14 protein-coding genes are annotated in these 25,045 nt (G+C 73.1%); 3 read left to right on the top strand and 11 right to left on the bottom strand.

Features of this window, described 5'->3' with window-relative positions; translation table 11 throughout:
• The first annotated feature begins 189 nt into the window (after positions 1-189).
• Positions 190-13,605: a non-ribosomal peptide synthetase gene (locus HQ603_RS04945; RefSeq protein WP_222683450.1), complete on the top strand. Its 13,416-nt coding sequence runs from the start codon at positions 190-192 to the stop codon at positions 13,603-13,605.
• A 31-nt stretch (positions 13,606-13,636) separates the two neighbouring features.
• Here HQ603_RS04945 and HQ603_RS04940 read toward each other — a convergent pair whose 3' ends face one another.
• The gene (locus HQ603_RS04940; RefSeq protein ID WP_222683449.1) at positions 13,637-13,981 is read right to left on the bottom strand and encodes an RNA polymerase-binding protein RbpA; all 345 of its coding nucleotides are present in this window, start codon (positions 13,979-13,981) and stop codon (positions 13,637-13,639) included.
• A 98-nt stretch (positions 13,982-14,079) separates the two neighbouring features.
• Here HQ603_RS04940 and HQ603_RS04935 point away from each other — a divergent pair, with 98 nt between their 5' ends.
• Entirely contained in the window at positions 14,080-14,409 is a 330-nt protein-coding gene (locus HQ603_RS04935; protein ID WP_222683448.1) for a hypothetical protein, read from the top strand.
• 7 nt (positions 14,410-14,416) lie between these two features.
• Here the strand turns inward: HQ603_RS04935 and HQ603_RS04930 are convergent, their stop codons facing one another.
• The 8 genes from HQ603_RS04930 to HQ603_RS04895 form a co-directional block, all read right to left on the bottom strand.
• Entirely contained in the window at positions 14,417-15,388 is a 972-nt protein-coding gene (locus tag HQ603_RS04930) for an oxygenase MpaB family protein (protein WP_371830973.1), read from the bottom strand.
• Entirely contained in the window at positions 15,286-16,728 is a 1,443-nt protein-coding gene (locus HQ603_RS04925; RefSeq protein WP_222683446.1) for an aldehyde dehydrogenase family protein, read from the bottom strand. The genes HQ603_RS04930 and HQ603_RS04925 overlap by 103 nt, the downstream gene beginning before the upstream one ends.
• Before the next feature lie 65 nt (positions 16,729-16,793).
• Positions 16,794-18,083, bottom strand: coding sequence for a lipase family protein (locus HQ603_RS04920; RefSeq protein ID WP_222683445.1), 1,290 nt, complete (start codon positions 18,081-18,083; stop codon positions 16,794-16,796).
• A 14-nt stretch (positions 18,084-18,097) separates the two neighbouring features.
• Entirely contained in the window at positions 18,098-19,702 is a 1,605-nt protein-coding gene (locus HQ603_RS04915; protein WP_222683444.1) for a GMC oxidoreductase, read from the bottom strand.
• Positions 19,703-19,764: 62 nt separating this feature from the next.
• On the bottom strand, positions 19,765-20,334 hold the full coding sequence (locus tag HQ603_RS04910; protein WP_222683443.1) for a TetR/AcrR family transcriptional regulator: 570 nt from the start codon (positions 20,332-20,334) through the stop codon (positions 19,765-19,767).
• Complete coding sequence (locus HQ603_RS04905) at positions 20,331-21,512, bottom strand: MFS transporter (RefSeq protein ID WP_222683442.1); 1,182 nt, start codon at positions 21,510-21,512, stop codon at positions 20,331-20,333. The genes HQ603_RS04910 and HQ603_RS04905 overlap by 4 nt, the downstream gene beginning before the upstream one ends.
• On the bottom strand, positions 21,509-22,093 hold the full coding sequence (locus HQ603_RS04900; RefSeq protein ID WP_222683441.1) for a GNAT family N-acetyltransferase: 585 nt from the start codon (positions 22,091-22,093) through the stop codon (positions 21,509-21,511). Before HQ603_RS04900 ends, HQ603_RS04905 begins: the two co-directional genes overlap by 4 nt.
• The gene (locus tag HQ603_RS04895; protein ID WP_068144670.1) at positions 22,090-23,316 is read right to left on the bottom strand and encodes a cation:proton antiporter domain-containing protein; all 1,227 of its coding nucleotides are present in this window, start codon (positions 23,314-23,316) and stop codon (positions 22,090-22,092) included. Before HQ603_RS04895 ends, HQ603_RS04900 begins: the two co-directional genes overlap by 4 nt.
• Before the next feature lie 95 nt (positions 23,317-23,411).
• Here HQ603_RS04895 and HQ603_RS04890 point away from each other — a divergent pair, with 95 nt between their 5' ends.
• Entirely contained in the window at positions 23,412-24,242 is an 831-nt protein-coding gene (locus tag HQ603_RS04890; RefSeq protein ID WP_222683440.1) for a dienelactone hydrolase family protein, read from the top strand.
• A 6-nt stretch (positions 24,243-24,248) separates the two neighbouring features.
• Here the strand turns inward: HQ603_RS04890 and HQ603_RS04885 are convergent, their stop codons facing one another.
• Positions 24,249-24,491 (bottom strand): nuclear transport factor 2 family protein, encoded by a 243-nt coding sequence (locus HQ603_RS04885; protein ID WP_371830972.1) that lies wholly within the window; start codon positions 24,489-24,491, stop codon positions 24,249-24,251.
• A gap of 275 nt (positions 24,492-24,766) precedes the next feature.
• Positions 24,767-25,033 (bottom strand): metal-sensitive transcriptional regulator, encoded by a 267-nt coding sequence (locus tag HQ603_RS04880; protein WP_222683439.1) that lies wholly within the window; start codon positions 25,031-25,033, stop codon positions 24,767-24,769.
• Positions 25,034-25,045 lie beyond the last annotated feature (12 nt).

Below are 25,045 nucleotides of genomic sequence, written 5' to 3'. Positions count from 1 at the left end.
CTACATCCGACATCGATAGAACCCCTTTTCCCATCACGGCACCACGTACGGAGCGACCACGGTCGGGGACACCGAGTCACACGTACGAGGCGGACCGCGCGCTGCGGTCGTCCTCAGCGGAGCCTGTGCGCTCCTCGGTGAGATGTGTGCGTCGCTCGTCGCCCTCGACGAGCGAACGGAGCACCTTCGATGACGTCGACCACGACGTTCGAGCCCACCGGCAACACCCGCGATCGCCGATTCGGGGCGTTTCCGCTCAGCCCGGCGCAGACCGGGTTGTGGTACGCGCAGAAGTTGGCACCCGAGGTCCCGCTGACCGTGGCCCAGTACGTCGACGTGGCCGGTCCGTTGGACGCGGACCTCGTCGGCGAGGTGGCCGCCACCGTCGGCGCGGAGCTGCAGTCCGGGTGCATTCGCGTGGTCGAGGTCGACGGCCGACCCCACCAGGTGGTGGACACCGAGTCGGTGCACACGCGTCGCCTCGACCTTCGCGGTGAGGCCGACCCGGTGGCCGCGGCGCACCGCTGGATGCGGCAGGAGATGCACACCCCCGTCGACGTCGAACGCGACGCACTGACGGTCAACGTGCTCCTGCGCGTCGGCGACGAGCGATGGTTCTGGTACACCCGTATGCACCATCTCGCCGGCGACGGCTTCGGTGCCGTGACCGCCCTGCGCCGGGTGGCCGAGCTGTACACCGCCCGCGCGCACGGAACGGACGTCGCGCCGCACCGTGCGCACGACCTGGCCGAGCTCTACCGGGCGGAGGAGACCTACCGGCAGTCGCCGCGCTTCGCGACCGACCGCGAGTACTGGGCGGCCAAGACGGCCGGACTGCCGGAGCGCTTCTCGCTGGTTCCGCGGTCCGCCCCGGCGGCCGCCACCCGTCGCCGCGTGGACGGCATCGCCCCGACTTCCGTCACCGAGGCCATCGCCGCGGTCGCCGCCCGCGTCGACGGCACCGAGGCCGCCGTGCTGGTCGCCGCCATCGCCGCGTACCTGCACCGCGTGACCGGCTCCGTCGAGGTGGTCCTCAGTCTGCCCGTGTCGGTACGCACCACCGCCGCCCTCCGCCGCTCCGGAGGCATGTTCTCCAACGTGGTGCCGCTGCGGCTGCGCGTCGAGCCGCACACCACGCTGGACGAACTGATCGCCGCCGTCACCCTCGAGATCACCGGCGCACTCCGACACCAGAAGTACCGCCACGAGGACATCCGCCGCGACCACGGCAGCGGCACCGACCAGCGCGGGTTCTTCGGCCCGATGGTCAACATCATGCTGTTCGACTGGAGCGTGCGGCTCGGCGACCTGACCGGACGGCTGCACAACCTCTCCAGCGGACCCGTCGAGGACCTCGCCTTCACCATCTACAACAGCAGCACCCCCGGCGCGGGACTCAACATCGACCTCGAGGCCAACCCCGCCCTCTACGACGACGACGTCCTGGGCGCCCACCACCGGCGGTTCCTCGCCTTCCTCGGGGCGCTGCTGACCCGGCCCGAGGACGCGCCCGTCACCGACGCCCCCGTGTTCCTGCCGGACGAACTCGAGACCGTCGTCGAGACGTTCAACGACACCGCGACGGACGTCGCACCCGACACCCTGTGGGACGCCGTCGCCCGCCGGGTCGCGGCGACGCCGGACGCACCCGCCCTGACGTTCGGAACCACCACCCTCACCTACGCCGAGACCGCGGACCGCGCCGGCCGGGTGGCCGCCGCGCTGCGGCGACGGGGTGTCGTGCCGGGGGACCTCGTCGCCCTGTCGATGCCGCGGTCGCTCGAGCTGGTGCTCGGGATGTACGGCATCCTGCACGCGGGCGCCGCCTACCTCCCGCTCGATCCGGAGCAGCCCGCCGAGCGCATCGCCGCCGTCCTCGACACCGCCCGTCCGCGATGCGTGCTCACCCGCGACGACGTCGTCGCGGCCGTCGCCGACGCCGGCGATCCGGTCGCGCCCGTCCCGACGCACCCCGACGATCTCGCCTACGTGCTGTTCACCTCGGGATCCACCGGGGAGCCCAAGGGCGTCGCGGTCACCCACCGCGCCATCACCAACCGCCTCGAGTGGATGCAGCACGAGTACCCCCTCGCCGCCGACGACGTCGTCCTGCAGAAGACGCCGGCGACGTTCGACGTGTCGGTGTGGGAGTTCTTCTGGCCCCTGCGCGTCGGGGCGCGGCTGGTGATCGCCGAACCCGGGGTCCATCGAGAGCCGCGTCGGCTGCTCGCCGCGATGACCGACGCCGCCGTCACCACCGTGCACTTCGTACCGTCGATGCTGGCCGCCTTCGTGACCGAGATGCGCGACTCGCGCGTCACCCCCACCCACCTGCGCCGCGTCTTCAGCAGCGGCGAGGCCCTCCCGGCGGACACGGCCGCGGCGTTCACCGACCTCACGGCCGTCCCGCTGCACAATCTGTACGGCCCCACCGAGGCGGCCGTGGACGTCACGTACCGCCGATTCCGGGCCGGCGACGTCGGCACCGTGCCCATCGGACGGCCGGTGTGGAACACCCGCGTCCACGTCCTGGACGCCCGGCTGCGGCCGGTGCCGGTGGGCGTCGCGGGAGAGCTCTACCTCGCCGGGGTCCAGTTGGCCCGCGGCTACCTGGGGCGGCCGGATCTCACGGCCGACCGCTTCGTCGCCGACCCGATCGCCCGAGACGGCACCCGCCTGTACCGCACGGGCGATCTGGCGCGATGGCGCGGCGACGGTGACCTCGACTACCTCGGACGCACCGATTTCCAGGTGAAGGTCCGCGGGCTGCGCATCGAACTCGGCGACGTCGAGGCCGCTCTGCTGGCCCATCCGGGAGTCGACCACGCGGTGGCGGTGGCCCACACCGACGGCCGGGGCGAGACCCGGTTGGTCGGCTACGTCGCCGGTCCGCACGCCGACTCGATCGCACCGGACGACGTCCGCACCACCGCGGCGGCGCGGGTGCCGGCGTACATGGTGCCCGACGTCGTGACCGTCCTGCCCGCGCTGCCCCTCGGCAGCAGCGGCAAGGTGGACCGGCGGGCACTGCCGGAGCCGACGCCCCCCTCGATCGCCGACGACGTCGCCCCGCGCACCGATCTGGAACGCCGCATCGCCGCCGTGCTGGCCGACGTCCTCGAGATCCCGGCGCCCGGCGTGCACACCAGCTTCTTCGACCTCGGCGGCACCTCGCTGTCGGCGACCCGCGTGGTCGCCCGCCTGTCGACCGAGCTCGACCGCCACGTGGGACTCGACGACCTCTTCACGGCCCCGACCGTGGCGCGGTTGGCCGACCGCCTGTCCGCCGTCGACGCCCCCGCCGACCGGCCGCCGCTGGTGCCCGTCGAGCGACCGGACCTCGTGCCGCTCTCGCCGGCCCAGCAGCGCCTGTGGTTCCTGAACCGGCTCGATCCCGCCTCGCCGGTCTACAACATGCCGCTCACGCTGGAGATGACGGGAACGCTCGATCGCGCCGCGTTGCGTGACGCCCTCGCCGACGTCGTCGCCCGGCACGAGTCCCTGCGCACCGTCTTCCCCGACGGCCCCCACGGACCGCACCAGGTGATCGAGGACCCCCGCCCGCAGGACCTCGAGCCGATCGAGGTGACGGAGTCCGCGTTGCGCGAGCACCTCGCCGTGCTCGTCGGGCAGGGCTTCGACGTGCGACGCGACCACCCCATCCGGGCGCGCCTGTACCGCGTGGACGTCGACCGGCACGTGCTGGCGGTGGTCCTGCACCACATCGTCGCCGACGGGTGGTCCTTCGGGCCGCTAGCGACCGACGTCGCCCGCGCGTACGCGGCCCGCGCCGCCGGCCGCGCCCCCGAGTTCGCGCCGTTGCCGGTGCAGTACGCGGACGCCGTCCTGTGGCAGCGCGCCGTGCTGGGTGACCCGAGCGACCCCGACAGCCTGCTCGCCGCGCAGACCGCGTTCTGGACCGAGCGGCTCGCCGGGCTCCCGGAGGTGCTCGATCTTCCGACCGACCGGCCGCGTCGGGCCGACCCCGGCGTCGCCGGCGCCGTGCACACCTTCACCGTCGACGCCGACCTGCGCGCGGCCGTCACCGCGCTGGCCTCCGCGCACTCGGCCAGCGCGTTCATGGTGGTCCACGCCGCCCTGTCCACGCTGCTCGGACGCCTCGCCGACACCGACGACGTCGCCGTGGGCACCCCGGTGGCCGGACGCGGCGACCGGGCGCTGGACGGGGTGGTCGGCATGTTCGTCAACACCCTCGTCCTGCGGTCCGCGCCGACGCCCGATCGACCGTTCGTCGAGCTCCTGCGCTCCGTGCGGGACGACGACCTCGAGGCCTTCGCCCGCGCGGACGTGCCGTTCGACACCGTCGTCGACGCCGTGGCCGCCGACCGCACGTCGGCGCACCACCCGCTGTTCCAGGTCATGCTCTCGTTCGACAACCTCGCGCCGGCCACGGTCACCCTGCCCGGGCTGACGGTCACCGCGAGCGACGTCGACACCGGTACCGCCAAGTTCGACCTCACCGTCGAGATCGTGGACCGGCCCGGCGGCGGCTACGACGCCCGCCTCGGATACGCCACCGAGCTGTTCGACGCCGCGACCGCGGCCGACCTCGCCGCGCGGTTCGTCGCCGTGCTGCGACAGGTCACCGCCGACCCCGAGGTGCGGGTCGGCGACGTCGATCTCACCCTCGCCACCGATCCCGCGCCGGCGACCGACCCCGTCCTCGTGGGCCCGCCGGGCGGCGCGCCCACCACGCTGCCGGACCTGCTGCGCGCCACCGCGGCGCGGTTCCCGGACCGCGACGCCGTCGTCGACGCCGACCGCACGCTCACCTACCGCGAGCTGGACGATCGGTCGGACCGCCTGGCCGCGGCCCTGGTGGACCTCGGCGTCGGACCCGAGGTCCGGGTGCCCGTCTGCGTGGGAAGATCCGCGGCGTCGCTGATCGCCCTGTGGGCCGTCGCCAAGTCCGGCGGCGCCTACACCCCGCTCGACCCGAAGTACCCGGCCGACCGCCTCGCCTCGATGGTCGCCGACACCGGCGCCGCCGTCGGGCTCGCCGGCGACGAACGCACGATGCTTCCGGATGGGGTGCGGTGGCTCGACCCGCGTGTCGATCGTGCGCCCGTCAGGGACGCCCGAACCGCCGAGCACATGCCGTCGCCGCACCCCGACCAGGCCGCGTACCTGATCTTCACCTCGGGCTCCACGGGGCGCCCCAAGGCCGTCGTGGTCTCCCACCGCGGCATCGCCGACCTCGCGGCCGACACCGCGGCCGCCGCGCGTCTCGACGAGACCGTCCGCGCGCTGCACTTCGCGTCCCCGTCCTTCGACGTCTCGCTCATGGAGCTGCTCATGGCGTTCGCCGTCGGCGGCGCCGTGGTGCCGGTTCCCCTCGACGTCTACGGCGGCCGCGAACTCGCGGCGCTGCTGCGCGACCGCCGGGTCACGCACGCCGTGGTCACCCCCGCCGCGCTCGAGACCGTCGACCCCACCACCGTGCCCGACCTGCGGGTCGCGGCCGTCGGCGGCGACGTCTGCACACCCGCGCTGGTCGAGCGGTGGGCGCCCGGCCGCACCATGCTCAACGTCTACGGCCCCACCGAGGCCACCGTCGTCGTCACCCGCACCGCGCCGATGACGCCGGGGGAACCGGTCACCATCGGCCGCGCCCGCGCGGGCGTCGTGACGCGGGTGCTGGACCGCCGGCTCCGCCCGGTCGCCCCCGGCGTGCGCGGCGAGCTGTACCTGTGTGGGCCCAGCCTGGCCCGCGGATACCAGGGCCGCCCCGGTCTCACCGCGGAACGCTTCGTGGCCGACCCCGACGGGCCGCCCGGATCGCGGATGTACCGCACCGGTGACGTCGTCGCGCTGCGGACGAACACCGGCCTCACCGCCGACCCGGACAGCCGGGCCATCCACTTCCTGGGCCGCGCGGACCACCAGGTGAAGGTGCGTGGCCACCGCGTCGAGCTCGCCGAGGTCGACGCGGTGCTGCAGACCCACCCGGCGGTCACCTGGTCGGTCACGCTGCTGGTCGACGCCGACCGCCGGGACGTCGCCCGGCTCGTCACCTACGCCGTGACGGACGCGCCGGACCACGACGCGCTGACGGCCGACCTCCTCGACATCGCGCGCCGCGCCCTGCCGGACTACATGGTCCCGGCCTCGATCGTGCGGTTGGACGCGTTGCCGCTGACGCCGTCGGGCAAGCTCGACCGCCGGGCGCTGCCCGTGCCGGCCCCGCCGGAGAGCGACGTCCCGCACGAGCCACCGGCCACCGAGACCGAACGGATCGTCGCGGCGGCCGTCGCCGACGCCGTCGGGCTCGATCGGGTGGGTCGGCACGACCACTTCTTCCACGTGGGTGGCAACTCCCTCACCGCGACGCGGGTGGCGGGGGCGCTGTCCGACGCTCTGGGCCGGGACGTCGCGGTGCGCACGGTGTTCGAGGACCCGACCGTCGCGGCGCTGGCGGCGCGCCTGGACTCCGCCGCGGGCCCTGCGCGGCTGCCCCTGGTCGCCGTGCCGATCGACGAGCGCCCGGACCGGGTGCCGCTGTCCCCGGCACAGCAGCGGCTGTGGTTCCTGAACCGGCTGGACCCCGAGTCCGACGCGTACACCATCGCGCTGTCGGTCACCGTCGACGGACCGTTGGATCGGGACGCGCTGCGGCACGCGATGCTGGACGTGCTGGACCGACACGAAGCCCTGCGCACCGTCTATCCGGCGACCGACGACGGGCCGCACCAGGTGGTCCGCGCCGTCACCGATCCGCTCGAGGTGCGCGACGTCGACGCGGACTCCGTCCAGGACGCCCTGCTCGAGCTCGCGCATCGCGGTACCGACCTGACCACGACGACACCCGTGCGCGCCGTGCTGCTGCGCGTGTCCGACACCCACCACGTCCTCGGGGTGGCCGTCCACCACATCGCGGCCGACGGCTGGTCCATGCGGCCGCTGACCCGCGACCTCGTCGCCGCCTACGCCGCCCGGACCGACGGCCTCGCTCCGGACCTGCCGCCGCTGCCCGTGCAGTACACCGACGTCACCCTGTGGCAGCGTCGCGTGCTGGGCGACGAGGCCGACCCCACCTCCCGCGCCGCCGCCGACCTGGCGTTCTGGACCGAGACCCTGCGCGGCGCACCCGACGAGTGCACGGTGCCGGGGGACCGACCGCGCCCGGCCCTGCCCGGTCTGCGCGCCGGGACCCGCGAGTTCGCGGTGCCCACGGAGACGATGGCGGGTCTCACCGACGTCGCCGCTCGGCGCGGCGCCACGCGGTTCATGGCCCTGCACGCCGTGCTCGCGTCGGTCCTGGGCCGCCTGGCCGACACCACCGACGTCGTCGTCGGCACCCCGGTCGCCGGGCGCCACGATCCGGCGATGCACGAGCTGGTCGGGATGTTCGTCGGCACCGTCGCCCTGCGCACCGCGATCGACCCGGCGGACAGCTTCCTCCGCACGGTGGACCGCGTCCGCGAGACCGACCTCGACGCCCTCGCCCACACCGAGCTGCCGTTCGAGCGGGTCGTCGACGCCGTGGCGCCGTCGCGCGCCGCGGGTCGTCATCCGCTCGTGCAGGTGGTCCTCACCGTCGACGAGCCGGTCGACACCACCGTCTCGGCCGCGGGTCTGACCTGGTCGGCCGCGCCGATCGAGCTGGACCGCAACAAGTTCGACCTCGACGTGGCCGTGCTCGGCACGCCCCGGGGGTGGACTCTGCGGATCACGTACAGCCGCGATCTGTACGACGCCGCCACGATCGACCGACTCGGTGAGCGACTGCTCGCCGTCGCCGACGCCGCGGCGGCCGATCCGGATCGCCCCCTCGGCGACGCACCCCTGCTCGCCGCCGAGGAACGGGCCCGGCTCGCCGAGGACGCGGGGTCCGCGGACGAGGTGGCCCCGCCGGCGCTGCTGCCCGACCTCTGGGCCACGGCGGTGCGCCGCGGACGTGACCGGCTCGCCGCCATCGGTACCGCGGGGGAGCAGGTCACCTACGACGAGCTGGATCGGCGGGCCGACCGTCTGGCGCGGCACCTGTTCGCCTGCGGAGCCGGCCCCGAGGACGTGGTGGCCGTCGCGCTGCCACGGTCGCTCGCGGCGGTCACGGCCGTGCTCGCGGTCGCGAAGACCGGCGCGGCGTGGGTGCCGGTGGACCCGCGCTATCCCGCGGACCGCGTTCGGCACATGCTCACCGACTCCGGTGCGCGGCTGGGCATCACGACGACCGAGCACCGACCGGACGCCGACGTCGCGGACGTGACCTGGGTCGACGCCGAGGACGTCCCGGTCGACGCGATCGACCGCCCCGTCACCGACGCCGACCGTCGGACTCCGCTGCGAGCGGACCACGTGGCGTACGTGATCTACACCTCCGGATCGACGGGCGTGCCCAAGGGCGTGTCCGTCACCCACTCGGGGCTGTCGGCCTTCGCCGACGCCGAGCGGGCCCGCTTCGCCGTGGACGACGACGCGCGCGTCCTGCACGTGGCGTCGCCGAGCTTCGACGCGTCCGTGCTGGAGTTGCTCATGGCGGTGGGATCGGCGGCGACGCTGGTGATCGCGCCGCCGGACGTGTTCGGTGGACGCGAGTTGGCCCGGCTGCTGCGCCGCGAACGCGTGAGCCACGCCTTCGTCACCCCGGCCGCGCTCGCCACGGTCGACCCCGCCGACGGGGACGGACTCCCCGATCTGCGGACCGTCGTCGTCGGCGGCGAGGCAGTGGGCGCCGACCTGGTCCGACGCTGGGCGCCCGGTCGGTCGATGGTCAACGGGTACGGACCGACGGAGACGACCGTCGTCGCGACCACCGACGTGGTGCGGGCGGAGTCCCTCGTCACCGTCGGCACCCCGATTCCGGGCACGCGGGCCGCCGTGCTCGACGGCCGCCTGCACCCCGTCCCGCGCGGCACGACCGGTGAGCTGTACCTCGCCGGCCGCGGGGTCGCCCGCGGCTACCTGCGCCGAGCCGGGCTGACCGCGGGACGCTTCGTGGCGGACCCGACGCGCACGGGGGAGCGGATGTACCGCACCGGCGACCTGGTCCGATGGACCGCCGACGGCCGGCTCGAGTACGTCGGCCGCACCGACACGCAGGTCAAGCTGCGCGGCTTCCGTATCGAGCCCGGCGAGATCGACGCCGTCCTCACCGCACGCGACGACGTCTCCTTCGCCCACACGGCCGTCCACGTGGACGAGTCGGGCACGCCCGCGCTGGCCTCGTGGGTGGTCCCCACCGCGGGGGCGAGCGTGGACACCGACGCGGTCCTCGCCGACCTCGCCCGCACCCTGCCGGCCCACCTCGTCCCGGCCACCGTGACCGTCATGGACGCCGTACCGCTCACTCCGGTGGGCAAGCTCGACGCCCGCGCCCTCCCGGCGCCGGTCCGCACGGCCCACCCGCACCGCCCCGTCGAACTCCCCGCGACGCCGGGGGAGCAGCTGGTCGCCGACGTCCTGGCCGGCGTGCTCGGCGACGGCATCGGCCCGATCGGGCGGGACGACGACTTCTTCGCACTCGGCGGCAACTCGCTGCTGGCGACGCAGGTGGTCGCGCGCCTCGGCACGCGAACGGGGACCACTGTTCCCGTCCGCGTGCTGTTCGAGCACCCGACGGTGCGGGCGCTGGCGACCCGTGTCGCGACCCTCGCCGCGGACGACACCCCCGCACTCGGCAGCATCCCCCGGCCGGACCGGCTGCCGCTGAGCGCATCCCAGGCCCGGCAGTGGTTCCTCAACCGGGTCGACCCCACCTCGCCGCTCTACAACGTGCCCGTCGTCGTGCGCCTGACCGGTGCGCTCGACGTCGACGCGCTGCGCGCCGCGCTGACCGACGTCACCGCACGGCACGAGGTCCTGCGGACCGTCTACCCGGACTCGGCGTCCGGGCCGCACCAGGTGGTCCTGCCGGTCGAGCGCGCCGAGGTTCCCCTGACCACGATCGACGTGACCGAGAACCGGGTGCGCAGCGCCGCGCTCGCCGCGGCCGGAACGGGCTTCGACGTCACCGTCGACGCGCCGCTGCGCGCCACCCTCCTCCGTCTCGACCCCGCCGCCCACGTGCTGGTGCTGGTGCTGCACCACATCGCCGCCGACGGCTGGTCGCTCGGGCCGCTGGCCGCCGACCTGGCCGCGGCGTACGACGCCCGCACCGCGGGTCACCCGCCCGAGTGGACCCCGCTGCCGATCCAGTACGTGGACCACACCCTCTGGACCGACGCCCGGCTCGGCGACGAGAGCGATCCGACGTCGCTCCTCGCCACCCAACTGGCCTGGTGGACCGAGACCCTCGACGGCGCTCCGGACACCCTCGGAATTCCCACGGACCGACCGCGCCCCGCCACGCCGTCGTACCGCGGCGGCACGGTGGTCGCCCGGGTCGACGACGATCTCCACCGTCGGCTGCACGCGGCGGCCGCGGCGGAGGGCGCCACCCTGTTCATGGCGGTGCACGCGGCCCTCGCCGTCACTCTCGGTCGCCTCGACGGTCGCTACGACACGGTGGTCGGCACGGCCCTCGCCGGCCGCGGCCACGAGGCGCTCGATCGGCTCGTCGGCATGTTCGTCGGCACCCTCCCTCTGCGAACCCGGATCGATCCGCGCTCGTCGATGCAGGAGGCGCTGCGCGCGGTCCGCGCCGTGGACGTCGAGGCGTTCGCCCGCCCCGACGTGCCGTTCGAGCGGCTGGTGGAAGCGGTCGCGCCGACCCGGTCCGCCGCGCGTCACCCGATCTTCCAGGTGATGCTCACCGTGCGGGACGACGTTCCCGGACGCGCCCGCATGGGCACCGGTGCGGCGGCCGTGGAGGCCGAGGTGGCCGATCTCGACGTCGCGGTGGCCAAGTTCGACCTGCAACTGACGGTCACCGAACATCGGGCCGAGGACGGCACACCGGCCGGACTGACGATGGCCCTGGACCACGCCGTCGACCTGTTCGACGAGACCACCGCCCGGACGCTGCTCACCCGCCTCGACGCGGTCCTGCGCACCCTCGCGACCCGACCGACCACCGCGGTCGGTGCGATCGACCTCCTCACCCCCGAGGAGCGCGGCGCGTTGGTCCCCGTCGGAGGGCCTCGCCCCGACGCGCCCCGGACCCTGGCCGCGGTCCTCGACGACGCCGTCCGGCGTTCACCCGACGGTGTGGCCGCGGAGCATCTCGGACGGTCGATCACCTATCGCGAGCTCGACGACCTCACCGACCGGTGGGCTCGTCTGCTCGTCGCGCGCGGCGCCCGCCCGGACACCCTCGTGGCCGTGGGTGTCCCGCGCTCGCTCGACTCTCTGGTGGCCGTGCTCGCGGTGGCGCGGTCGGGCGCGGGCTTCCTGCCGATCGACCCGGCGTACCCGGCCGACCGCATCCGGCACATGCTCACCGACGCCCGTCCGACTCTCGGCCTGACCACGGCCGAGCATCGCGCGGCGGTGACGGTGAGCGGCACCGACACCGAGTGGCTGACGCTCGACGACGCCACCCTCGCAGCGGGTCCGGTCGCCCCCGGTCTGCTTCCCCGGGCCGGCGCGAGCCACCCGGCCTACGTCATCTACACCTCGGGCTCGACCGGAACCCCCAAGGGCGTGGTGGTCACGCACGCCGGCGTCTCGAACTTCGCCGCCGAACTCGCCGACCGCCTCGAGGTGACCGGCAGCTCGCGGGTGCTGCACTTCGCCTCGATCAGCTTCGACGCCGCCGTGCTCGATCTGCTCTTCGCGCTCGGCGCCGGCGCGACGCTGGTGATCGCACCGACGACGATCGTCGGAGGACGAGAACTCGCCGAGTTCCTCGGGCGGGAACGGGTGACCCACGCCTTCGTCACCCCCGCCGCGCTCACGACGGCCGATCCGGCCGCCGCGACCGACCTCACCCATCTGGTGGTGGGCGGTGACGCCTGCTCCCCGGACCTCGTGGCGCGCTGGGCACCGGGACGGAAGTTCCACAACGCCTACGGACCCACCGAGACCACCGTCGTCACGGTCATGACGGACCCGCTCGAGGCGGGTGCCCCGATCACGATCGGCTCACCCGTGCGCGGCGTCGCCGCCGTCGTGTTGGACCGACAGTTCGAACCGGTGCCGTACGGCGTGGTGGGCGAACTGCACCTCACCGGAGATGCGCTGGCCCGCGGCTACCTCGGCCGGAGCGGACTCACGGCGTCGCGCTTCGTCGCCGCGCCGCACGGCAAGCCGGGGGAGCGGATGTACCGCACGGGCGACCTCGTGCGGTGGCGCCGCGGCGACTCCGGACCGGTCCTGACCTACGTGGGCCGGTCTGATCACCAGGTGAAGGTCCGCGGCTTCCGGGTCGAGCTCGGCGAGATCGACGCCGCCCTCGAGACGCACGACGACGTCGAGTTCGCCGTGACCCTCGGCGTGTCCGACGACGACGGGGCCACCGTAGGACCGACCTCGCTCGCGTCGTACGTCCTGGTGCGGTCGGGCGCCGCCACGGACGGCCCGGCGCTGCGACGCTTCCTGTCCCAGCGCATGCCGTCCTACCTGGTGCCGACCTCGGTGACGCTGCTGGACTCGGTCCCCCTGACGCCCACCGGCAAACTCGACCGGCGGGCCCTGCCCGCCCCGGCGCCGCTCGCCGAGCACACGTACCGCGCCCCGACCACCGAGACGGAGGCCCTGATCTGCACGGTGTTCGCCGAGGTGCTCGCCGTCGATCGGGTGGGGCTCGACGACGACTTCTTCGCGATCGGCGGCACGTCGCTGGTGGGTGTGCGCGCCGTGGCCGACCTCGGGGCCCGGCTCGGCCGTACCGTTCCGGTGAGCCTGCTGTTCGGCGCCTCGACCCCGGCGGAGCTCGCGATCGCCCTCGACGCCCCGACCGCCGGGACCGACGATCCGCTGGCGCCGGTGGTGACCCTGCGGGCCGGCTCGACGTCCGAGCCCCCGCTGGTGTGCGTCCACCCCGCCTTCGGTCTGGCGTGGTCCTACCACGGACTCGCCCGTCGACTCGGGGGCGACCGCACCGTGCTGGGTCTGCAGACGCCGACGCTGACCGGCGACCGTCCGGAGTTCGCCTCGATCGAGGAGATGGCGAGCGACTACGTCGACCGTTTGGTCGCCGTGCAGCCGGACGGGCCGTACCACCTGCTCGGGTGGTCCCTCGGCGGACTGATCGCGCACGCGATGACCGCCGAACTCGAGCGGCGCGGCAACCGGGTGGCGACCCTGGCGATGCTGGACAGCTACACGCTCACGGCCGAGTACCTCGACCGGGTGCCCACGCTGCGCGACCTGATCGAGGAGGTCACGGGCACCCCGCTACCGGAGGGTCTAGACCCGACCCCCGGGGACGCGGCCGACCTGGCCCGGGCGGCGGGCGACGGGGCCGCGGCGCTGACCGCCGACGTCGTCGAGCGCTTGTATCGCGGCTACGTGCACGGAACGACGCTCGCGCACCGGTACCGGCCGGTTCCGGTCGACGCCGACGTGCTGTTCTTCTCGGCCACCGCCGACGAGGTCAACGCGCACGACACGCGTCGCCGCGCCGCCGCCTGGACGCCGTTCGTGCGGGGGACGGTGCGCGATCACGCCGTACCGTACGCGCACGCGCACCTCACCGCGGATCGGGCGCTCGACGTGGTCGTACCGGTGCTCGACGAACACCTCGGGCCCCGACACCGCTAAGGTGTCGGGGCCCGAGGGGGGTCGCTGTGTCCTAGACGCCGGCTCCGCGTCGTTTGGCCTTGAGCAGGTCCAGCCGCTCCTTGAGCAGCTCGTCCAGCTCCTCGACGGACCGACGCTCGAGCAGCATGTCCCAGTGGGTACGCGGGGGCTTGACCTTCTTGGCCTCCGGCGCGGTGCCCTCGATGAGGGTGCCCTCCATGCCGTTACGGCACAGCCAGGTGCCGGGGAGCTCGGCATCGTCCGCGAAGGGGACGTCGAAGATCTCGCCGTTGTCGGTCTTGTATCGAGCCATGCGCCGAGGCGCGAGGTCGTGGTCGCGATCGGTCTCGTAGCTCACCGCTCCGAGTCGGCTACCTCGAAGTACACGGTCTGCCATGGGGAGTCCTCTCTGTCGGTGCCTCGGGTTCAACGCGTCGAGCGCCGGAAACGTTCCCGCACGAACGCACCATCCTACCCCCGGTATCGTCGACGACCGTGATCGGCAGACGGCGACCGGCGACGTGCGCATGGTGTGGGCGCCCGGTCGAGGAGTCCGCGACCGGGCGGCGGCGGCGCTACTGCCGACAGTCCTGCCGCCAGCGCGCCTACGAGCAGCGCACTGCGGCGCGTGGCACACCGGTGCCCGACGACGCCGTCCTGTTGACCGCCGCCGAGGCCGAGGCCCTGGCCGACCGCGCGTTCGGGGTGCGCTGCGCCGCCGAGGACGTCGCCACGGCCGTGGCGGAGGGTGCCGACGCCGAGGAACTCGCCGCGCTGTCGGCGCACCTGGTGGAGATGGCCCGCGACGCCGAGCGGCTCCGCTGACCCGTCGTCAGAGTGGGCCCAGGTCCGACGGGTGGTACCCGACGGGATAACCCGGGTAGGTGCGATTGCGCGGGTCCCGCGCGATCCGCGAGGTCCGCCGGGGCGGGAGATGCCGCACCGCCCGCGCCCGTGCTCGCAGGCCCGCCTCGGCGACCCGGCGCGCACCCGGCGCCGCGGCGGGGAACCCGAACGCGCGGCGCATGTCGTCGTCGATCATCGCGTGGACCACACCGCGGATCGCCGGACGCGACACCGCCGGATACCAGGAGGCGAGCAGCTCACGGGTGTAGGTCCCGATGCGGCGGTTGTCGGGCGCGAAGCCGAACCGGTCGTGCTCGTACTCCATCCGGAACGCGTGGAACTCGGCCACGGACTCGGGGACGTCGGCGATCCCCATCCGGGACCCGACGGCGCGGTAGAACTCCACCGCGGCCCGTCGCTCGTGGGGATGGAGTCGGCGCCAGCCGTAGCGGTCGATCCAGTCGAGGGGGTCGAAGGCGAAGGTCGACAGGACGTAGAGCATGTCGTCGCGGTCGATGTCGTACCGCGCGTGCAGGCGGTTGACCGTCCGCAGCGACGCTCGGCCCCGCTCGGAGTCGTACCCGTGCCCGACCAGTTCGGACATGAGCAGCGACGTGTCGTCGTACCGCTTCTGCGGACGCTTCTCGAACTCGCCGGTGCGCGCGAGCAGAGCCGAGATGCTCGGAACGCAGTAGGTGCGGAACAGCGCGAACTCGAGCGAGCGCTGGTAGTCCCAGGGGAACTCGTACCCGGCGGTGATGCGGTGGATCGCCTGCGCGTCGGCCACGGGATCGAGCCGCTCGATCGTCTCGAGCCAGCCGTACCGCCCGCGGCCGCGCTGCGGAAGCGTCGTGCTCACCGCCGGCGCCGACCGTGGATCTTGGTGAGCAGGAAACGGGCGATCGCGACGTCGCGCCGCCTGCGCGTCATGGTGACCAGGTTGAGCGGCGGCGCGAATCGCTGCGTCGTGACCGACTTGACGCGCGAGAACTCCCGCAGCCCGTCCGCGCCGTGGATGCGCCCGAAGCCGGAGTCGCCGACCCCGCCGAACGGGAGGGCACCGATGGCGGCGAACCCGAGCACCGAGTTGATGCTCACCACGCCCACCCGGAGGCGGTCCGCGGCGCGTCGCCCGGCCGCGGCGGATCCGGTGAACACCGACGCGCCGAGGCCGTACTTCGAGGTGTTCGCCCGGTCGATCGCCTCGTCGAGGTCGCGGACGCGGTTGACCACGACGGTCGGGCCGAACGTCTCCTCGACCTGCGCTTCGCTGTCCTCGGGGACGTCGAGCAGCACCACCGGGTCGACGTACGGCGGACGGACCGACTCGGGACCGCCGACGACGGCCCGGCCACCGCGCGCGAGCGCGTCCTCGACCTGCGACCGCACCACGTCGACCTGACGGGGGAGGGTCATCCGGCCGTACTGCGCGTCGGCGGCGTCGCCGACCCGCAGGTCGGTCACGCGCGCGACGAGCTTGTCGACGAACCGGTCGGCGAGTGCGTCCACCACGTAGACGCGTTCCACCCCCGCGCACGTCTGACCGGCGTTGCCCATGGCTCCGAAGGCGGCGAACTCGGACGCGGCGTCGAGGTCGGCGCCCTCGTCGACGATCAGCGCGTCCTTACCGCCGCCCTCGACCACGATGGGGGTCAACGTCTCGGCGCACGTGGCCATGACCTTCTTGGCGGTGGCCGTCGAGCCGGTGAACGCCACCTTGTCGACGCCCGCGCGGGCGAGGTGCGCGCCGACCGCTCCGTCGCCGACGACGGTCTGCAGGACCGAGTGCGGGGCCGACAACGAGTCCCACGTGTCGGCCAGCCACGTGCCCGTTCGCGGGGTCAGTTCGCTCGGCTTGAAGACGACGGCGTTACCCGCGGCCATCGAGTAGGCGATGGACCCCATCGGGGTGTAGACGGGGTAGTTCCACGGTCCGATGACGCCGACCACACCCATCGGCTCGTAGCGCACCGACGCCGCCTGATTGGCGCTGACCAGACCGGGCAGGACCGACCGTTCCCGGAGTACCCGGCGAGCGTTCTTCGCCGCCCACGTCAGATGCTCGACGGCCAGCATCACCTCGAGCAGGGCGTCGTCGGCCGGCTTGCCCGTCTCCTCGCGGACGACGTCGACCAACGACGCCGAGTTCCGGGCGACGACGGACTTGAACTCGAGCAACCAGTTCTTGCGGTCGTCGTGGCTCAGTCCGCCCCACCACCGCGCGGCGTGACGGGCCCGCCGGACCGCGTCCTCGACTCGGTCCCGATCGGTGGGAATGGACGTCTCGTCGATGGTCATGCATGCCGACACTAGGCGCGCCCGCGGGGCCGGGCAATGACCGATCCGTCCGATCCGGGTGACCGTCAGAGACCCGAGCACCCGCTCACGGGAACGTCGGCGAACCGGTCCATCATGTAGCGCGCCGCCGCGCCCCCGTAGCCGTCGATCAGCTGCGGCCCGAAGTGATTCGGCAGCACCGCGCCGGGGAGGATCGGCGGGAGTTCGTCGGTCAGGAACGTCACCGCGCCGCCGCGACCGCACCAGTCCTCGGCGAGCCGACGCGCCTGGCCGTAGGGCACGGTGTCGTCGTTCCGTCCGCTGGTGACGAAGACCGGCGCCGAGGGACGAAGGCTGCCGATGCGCTGCTGCGCCAGGATCGGGCCTGCCTCCGGAATGGTGCCGAGGTTCTCGAGCAGCGGCCGGCCGTCCCGGGTCAGGGACTCGGTGCGCAGGAACGGGTGCCGCAGGATCGTGTCGGCGATGCACTCCGTCGACACCTCGGCGAGCAGGCGCTTGCCGGTCTCGGTGGTGCGCTCGTCGACCCGGGCCTGCAGCTCGGGGTGACGCTCGACGAAACCGTTGAGTGCGTAGCCGATCACGCCGCCGATGAGCGTGCCGTCGACGGTCCCGAGCACCTCGAGCAGATCGGCGGTGGGGGCACCGGCCCACGTTCCCTTGACGTTCAGCTCCGGTGCGTACTGCGCGGCCAGTTCCGCGGCGGCCGCGGTGGCGCCGCCACCCTGCGAGTAGCCCCAGAATCCGACGGGCGCCGCGGGGTCGCCCGCGAGGGAGTTGGCGGCCCGGGCCGCGTCCAGCACGGCGTGCGCCTGCTCGAGCCGGTTGACGTAGGTGTGCAGGCCCGGCGTACCGAGACCGATGTAGTCCGTGACGAAGACCCGTGCCCCCATCGCCCGCCAGAGAGTGGACGACACCAGCTCCTGGTTGGCGGACAGCGACGGCGGGGACAGGGCCGCGTTCAGTCCGGTCGAGAACGCGCGGGACGGTGCGCACTGATCGCCCTGCCCGATGGTGCCCGGGGCCACCACGATCGTCGGGCGGGGCCCGGCACCGGTCCACGGACCGCCCGCGTCGAGGTACGTGCCGGTCACGGCGACGGGATCGCCCGCCTCGGTCCGCGAGGTGTACATGACGCGGGTGCCGGTGACCGGGTAGGCATCGCCGGGCGCTGGGGCCGCGAGATAGACCGGCATCGGCTCGGTCCGCACGACGGCGCCGGGCGTGGTGTCGAACTGCGCCGGGGGAGTGTAGAAGTCCGGCGCGGCGGCCGCGGTGGGGGCGGCGAGCACCGGCAGCGTGGCCGCGATCAGGGCGACGGCGATCGCGCCGACCGTTCCTCGGATCGAACGTGTCATGGTGACCTCTCGTGTCAGACGACGGTGCCGACGTCGCGGGCGGTGATGGAGTCCATGGCGCGCTCCGCCACGGCGGCGATGGTCATGGACGGGTTGCAGGCGGCGCAGTTGCCGGGAATCAGCGCGCCGTCCAGAACGTAGAGGCCGCGCTGGCCGAGCACGCGCCCGTCGAGGTCGCACACGGCGTTCATCGACGCGCCGCCCAGGGGATGCCAGGTGGACGGGAACGCGGCGTTGGTGTCGATCAGCACGCTCCCCGGCCCGGCGATCGCCTGCACGCGGGGGCCGATGGTGGAGGTCTGGATCGCGGCGTCGCCCTCGTACGGCCACCGCAGGATCGCGTCGTCCTTCGCGGCGTCGTAGACGAAGTGGCCCCGGGCGTCGCTGACCCCGTAGCCGACCAGCACTGTCGTGTGCTCGTTGATCCCGAGTTGCGGCATGGACGCCTGAATGACCGTCGACGCCGTGCGGGGATTCGACCAGTCGAGGCTGCCGTAGACCACCGGCCCACCCTGGACCGGTCCGAAATCGTGCTCGGCGGTGGACCAGGCGTAGATGCGGTCGGCGTTCGACCCCCAACCCCGGCCGAGCGCGTCGGGCAGATCGGGGATGCGCCCGGCCGCCGCGGCGCGCATCAGCAGGCGGGTGGTGTTCATGGTGCCGGCCGCCATGACCAGCGTGCCCGCGGTGAGGATCAGGTTCTCCAGGACGGTGCCGCGCTCGTCGATGCGCTCGACGTACACCGTCCACCGGCCGTCGGCGGCGCGCTCGACGTCGGTGACGTGATGCAGGCTGCGGACGTCGACCAACCCCGTGGCCTCCGCGGCGGCGAGGTAGGTGACGTCCACGGAGTGCTTGCCACCGTTGTTGACGCCCATCGCCCCGTCGCCGTTGGTGTAGGACGGGCGCATCTTGCCGGCGAGCTCGTCGAGGGCGAACTGCCAGTCGATCGGCATCGGGATCTTCGACACCGGTTGCCCGGCCCGGCGGGCGTTGGCGGCGAACGCCCGCGGAGCGGCGTAGGTCGGGGACTCGATCAGCGCGTCCGGCGCCACCTCGAGGCCGAGCATGCGCGCCACCCGTGGGTAGTGGACGCGGTTCATCAGATCCCAGTCCAGCTCCTCGGGGAACTGGGTGAGGAAGACGTCCTTCGCCGGTTGGAGCGTCATGCCCTGGTACACGAGCGAGCCGCCGCCGACCCCGGCCGGGCAGAGCACGGTCATGTTCTCTCCGGGGACCGCCTCGACGAGGCCGGCGTACCGACCGACGTCGAGGGGGCGGCCGAAGAGGTTGGCGCCCGAGCCGTACCAGAGGAGCCGCTCGTCGGGGGCCGTCGCGGACGGGAACGTCGTCGAGTTCGGACCGCTGGGCCAGCGCCGACCGCGTTCGAGGACCGTCACCGGCACGCCTGCTTCGGCGAACCGCAGCGAGGCGACGCCGCCGCCGAATCCGGACCCGATCACGAGGACTCGATGGTCCTCGCGCGTGAGGGCGACTCGCCGCGGGCCGGCCGTTCCGCGGGGCGACGCGCTCGCGGTCGTCCCTACCACCGTGCCGGCCACGGCCGCCCCGAGGGCGCCCACCGCCCCCGTCACGAACGCACGTCTGGTCACCGTCATCGTCGGAATTCCCCCCCTGGTGTCACCGGCGGTGACCAGTTAGACACTTTCAGCCGGAAGTGTCAAGCGTCACGGGGGTCCGGATCTGCCCGCATCGACCGGGGAAGGGTGCGACGCAGGAACGTGCGCAAGGCGTCGTCGTCCCGCGTCCGAGCGTCGTCGAAGATCACCACCGACAGCCCCAGTCGTACCACCAGCAGTGCGATGTCGGCGAGGGCCTCGTCGTCGATCGCCGGGTCGATCTCGCGGAGCGGGGCGAGCAGCGGGAGGAGCACGGGGAAGGCCTCGTCCACGACAGCGTCGCCCAGAATGGGATTCGCCGAATCGAGCCGGAGCAGGGTCGCGAGCACCGGATGATCGCGCACCGCTCGGCGGCCCGTGACCAGCAGATCGATCACGAAGTCCCGCGGCGAGACGGCCGAGGCCCCGCCCGCCCGCAACCGCCCGAACACCTCGAGCGCCAGTTCCTCGAGAGACTGCGACACCATCTCCTCGCGTGACCCGAAGTGCGCGTAGACGGTCTGGCGAGAGACCCCGGCCACCTGCGCCACGGCGGCGATGGTCACGGCCTCGAACCCTCCGCGCTCGATGACCTCCCACGTCGCCCGCACCACCCGGTCACGGGCGCTCACGCGGCCACCCGACGGTGCGCGCGGAGGGCGAGCGCACCCGCGACGGCGACGAGCGCGGCCACCACCGCGGCGAAGACGATGCCTGCCGTCGTCACGCCCACCGCGCGCGTCAGCATGCCCTCGGCGACGACGGGGACGCTGATGGCGACGTAGGTGACGACGAAGTACGCCGAGGTCGTCGATGCCTTGAGGTCCGGCGGTGCTCCCGTGGCGATGCCCGCCAGTCCGCGTGCGAAGGCGATGCCCTGGCCCGCGCCGCCGGTCAGACCGGCCGCGGCGAGCACCGGCCACCATCCGGTCAGCAGGGCTGCGACCAGCAGGACCATGCCCGCGAGCATCGCCCCCACGGCACCCGCGTCGGCGCCCCGCTCGGACAGTCGACGGCCGAGGAGTTGGCCGACCAGCGACCCGCCCATGACCGTCACCACGAGTCCGGACTGGCCGAGCACGGACTCGACGCCGGCCACCTGCGCGGCGATCGTCGGAGCGAGGGCCGTGAACAGTCCCATCACCGCGAATCCCGCGAAGCCGAGGATCGCGGCGCGCACGAAGAAGTCACGCACGGTCTCGGGGACCGCGGGGGAGAGGGGGCGGAGTGGGCCGGGGCGTCGCGGCCGGGTCTCCGGCACCACCGCGACGATCAGGGCCGCGACGACGACGAGGATCAGGTGCACCGCGTACGTCGTCCGCAGCGGATGCGGCGCCAGCGTCACCAGCACCGCCGCGAGCACGGGCCCGGTGCCCAGACCGCCGATGGTCGCCAGACTGGCCAGCAGCGGTGCGCGCGCGGACCACCGTCCCTGCGCCATCTCGATGGTCGCCACCGACGCGGTGCCGACGAACACCCCCGCCGACAGGCCGGAGATCACGCGAGCGATCAACAGCACGGCCGTGTCGTCGGCGAGGAGGAACACCGCATCGCTCACCGCGGCGAACGCCAGACCGAGGCCCAGCACCGGGCGGCGTCCGAGCACGTCGGACCAGGTGCCGAAGGCGACGAGCGCAGCGATCACGCCCACCGCGTAGACGGCGTAGACGACGGTGACGGTGAGGACCGAGAATCCGAACTCGCGTTCGTAGTGGGTGTACAGCGCGGTGGGCATGGTGGTGCCCACCATGACCGTCAGCAGCACCACCGCGAGACCCAGCGTCTGCGGCGCGCGCCCCGCCGTCGTCACGCGAACGTCCGACGCACGACGACGCGCGGGAACCCGCCGGCCACGGCGTCGGTGGTGGCGACCATCTCGAATCCGGCGGCCTCGAACACCGACCGCACGCCGACGAACGCCATCGTGAGGTCGACCTTCTCGCCCCGATTGTCGACGGGATAGGCCTCGACGGCCGGGGCGCCGTTCGTCCGCGCGTACTCGGCGGCGCCGCCGACCAGCGCGTGCGACACACCCTGCCCACGGTGTCCGGGGCGCACCCTGACGCAGATGATCGACCACACCGGAAGGTCGTCCACCGGAAGAATCTTGCGCGAGCGGGCCACCGGGAGCTCGGCACGCGGCGCGACCGCGGCCCACCCGACCACCTCGTCGCCGACGTAGGCGAGGACACCCGGCGCGACGTCCCGGCGGCACAGCTCGAGCATCGCGTCCCGCCGCTCGGTGCCCTGCAGCTCGCGGTGGACCTTCGCCGGCAACCGGTGACTGAGACACCAGCAGACGTTCGCGCCCGGGTTCTTCGGCCCGACCATGACCGCGACGTCGTCGAACCGCGCGGCAGTCGCGGGCAGAATTCGTACCTCGCTCGTCATGACCCGCCTTCCGCGGACACTCCGGCCCGCACGTATCCGGCGCCGACGCGACCGACGGCAACACCGTGAAACAGTATGCTGGCCAACACCGTCAGAGCCATGACGTACAGAACGAAGAAGGCGTCGTCCAGGTCGGCCATCTCGTTCCAGGCGAGCAGTCCGAAGACGATGGACGCCGAGCCGCGGGGGCCGAGCATCGCCACGGCGCTCCGATCTCGCCGGGCGAAGTCGCTGCCGAGCAGGGCCAGCCGGGTCGGCAGGATGCGCACCACCGTGAGCGCCGCCGCGACGAACACCACGATCTCCCAGCCGGGCAGCCCGACCCCGATCAGATACGACACCGTGGCACCGAAGACGAACCACATGGCGGTACTGCTGAGCACCGCCAGGTCCTCGACCATCGCCAGTTCCGTGGTGTCCACGGTTCGTCCGGCCGTGCGAGACGCGTGGAACACGATGCCGGCGACGAACGCGGCCACGAACCCGTTGCCGGACAACACCGTGGCGCCGGTGTAGGACAGGAACACCAGCAGCACGACGGCGAGACGAACGCCGCGCGGGTCGGCGAGGCCGCGATCGACGACGAATCGGATGGCGCGCGCCCCGCCGTAGCCGACGACGGCGCCGACCCCGCCCGCCACCACCGAGGCCTGGATCCCGTGCAGCACGGCCTCGGCGGTGCTCTCGTGCGGGCCGTCGTCGTCGATCAGCGCCAGCGCGATCACGAAGATCGGCGCGACGATGCCGTCGTTGTATCCGCTCTCGACGTTGAGCAACCGCCGGACGCGGAGCGGAATTCGGTGGTCGCGCAGCAGAGTCGAGGCGGGGGAGAGGTCGGTGGGGACCACCACGCAGGCGATCACCGCCAGCACCGCCAGCGGCAGATCCGTGAACAGCACGGCGCCCAGACCGAGGGCGAGCGCCATCGAACCGGGCAGGGCCAGGGCGAGGAGCCGCACCGAAGCGGACCGCTCGCCGCCGAAGAGTCCGCCGCGGACCTCGGTGGCGTCGACGAACAGCAACAGCGCCAGGACCAGCTCGACCACCTTCTCCGTGGCCGGAGCGTCGATCAGTTCGGTCAGGTCCACGCCCGTCAGCGGGGCGACGATCATGCCGGCGACGACCACGATCAGCGGCGCGGAGATCCGACGCGCGGCGAGACTGCGTGAGACGAGAAGACAGGCCAGTCCGACACACAGTCCGACCACCACGAACGGCCCCACCGCGTCACCTCCCGAGTCTCGGTGCAGATCACGATGGCATGAGTGGTCTCGCGGTGCGAGGTTCGCCGATCGCCCACGAGGGGCATGATGACGCCATGCGGCCACCGGGGAACGATGCACTGACCGATTTCGACCGAATCGAGTTCACGGCGCACGGCCGATCGGCGCCGGTGTACCGGCTCGGGACCGGCCCCGCCGTCGTCGTGATGTCCGAGATGCCCGGCATCACCCCGCGGGTGGCGGATTTCGCCCGCGCGGTGGCCGCCCTCGGCTGTACCGCGGTGGTGCCGCACCTGTTCGGGCGGGACGGTCACGATCCCCGAGCGAGTCGCGTGCCGGCAGCCGGCTTCGCTGCCTCCGCCGTGCGGGCAATGGTCCCCGCCTGCATCAGCAGTGAGTTCACCGTGCTCGCGACGGGTAGGTCGTCGCCGATCGTGACCTGGCTGCGCGCACTGGCCGCCAAGGAGCACGAGCGCTGCGGCGGACCGGGTGTCGGCGCGATCGGCATGTGCTTCACCGGTGGGTTCGCGTTGGCCATGGCCGCCGACGATCGTCTGATCGCGCCCGTGCTGTCCCAGCCGTCGCTGCCGTTCGCGGTCACGCCGAGCCGGATCCGGTCCATCGACGTGGACACGGACGACCTGCGGACCGTCGAGAGCCGCTGCGCCCGCGGCGACCTCCGCGTCCTCGGTCTGCGCTTCCAGGGCGATCGGATGAGCCCGTCGGGACGCTTCGCGTGGCTGAAGGAGAGACTCGGGGACGCGTTCACGGCCCTCGAGCTACCCGACGCGGCGGCGAACCCCGACGCTCCCGGTCCGCCGCACTCGGTACTGACCGAGGGCCTGATCGACCGCCCCGGTGAGCCGACCCGAGAGGCGCTCGACCAGGTCCTGGCCTTCTTCCGTGAGCGACTGCTCCCCGGCTGACCCGGGTCACGGCTCGATCACCACTCGCCCGATCAGCGCGCCGTCCATCCGGAACCGGTAGTGCAGGTCGACGACTCCGCCGGGGAAGTCACCCTCCAGGTGCTGACGGACCTCCACGCCGGTGTCGGTCGCGGTCGCGCCGGTGAACTCGGCGGTGTAGGTGAACGGGCTGCCACTGACGGCCTCGGCCATCCAGGTCTCGATCGCAGCACGGTGACCCCCGCCGCATCCGTGTCGGTCCGGCACGATCCCGCGCTGACGGTGTGGGCCGTGACCGACACCATCGACCTCGCGGACATCGACACGTGGTTCGCGGCGGCCCTGACCACGCAGCTCGCGGCGGTCGGCCCTGGACCCTCCGCGATCGCCCCCGGCGGCCTCTACGACCGCGACCTGTTTCTCGAATCGCGTGGTGCGGCAACGCTGTTCGTTCCCGCGCCCGAGCAGGTCGACCCACCGGCCGACGTCCGCGCCGCGGTTCTGCCCGACGCCGACCACGCCGTGCTCACCCACGTCGGCGGGTGTCACGCGAGAGCGAGGAACAGCTTCTCCAACTCGGCTTCCGTCATGGGCTCCTTGTCCGTGCCCTCTCCGGTCAGGCATTCGCGGAGCCCGGTGGCGACGATCTTGAACCCGGCCTTGTCGAGAGCACGCGACACCGCCGCCAGTTGAGTGACGACGTCCTTGCAGTCACGGCCGTTCTCGATCATCGAAATGACGCCCGCGAGTTGGCCGTTGGCGCGGCGAAGCCGGTTCAGAATGAGTGCGATGCTGTCCTCGTCGCCGATCATGGCGTGCTCCTG

This window comes from Rhodococcoides corynebacterioides (assembly GCF_019834675.1).
In the GTDB taxonomy this organism is placed as follows: Bacteria; Actinomycetota; Actinomycetes; order Mycobacteriales; family Mycobacteriaceae; genus Rhodococcoides; species Rhodococcoides corynebacterioides_A.
This window is presented reverse-complemented; position numbering and strand designations above follow the sequence as displayed.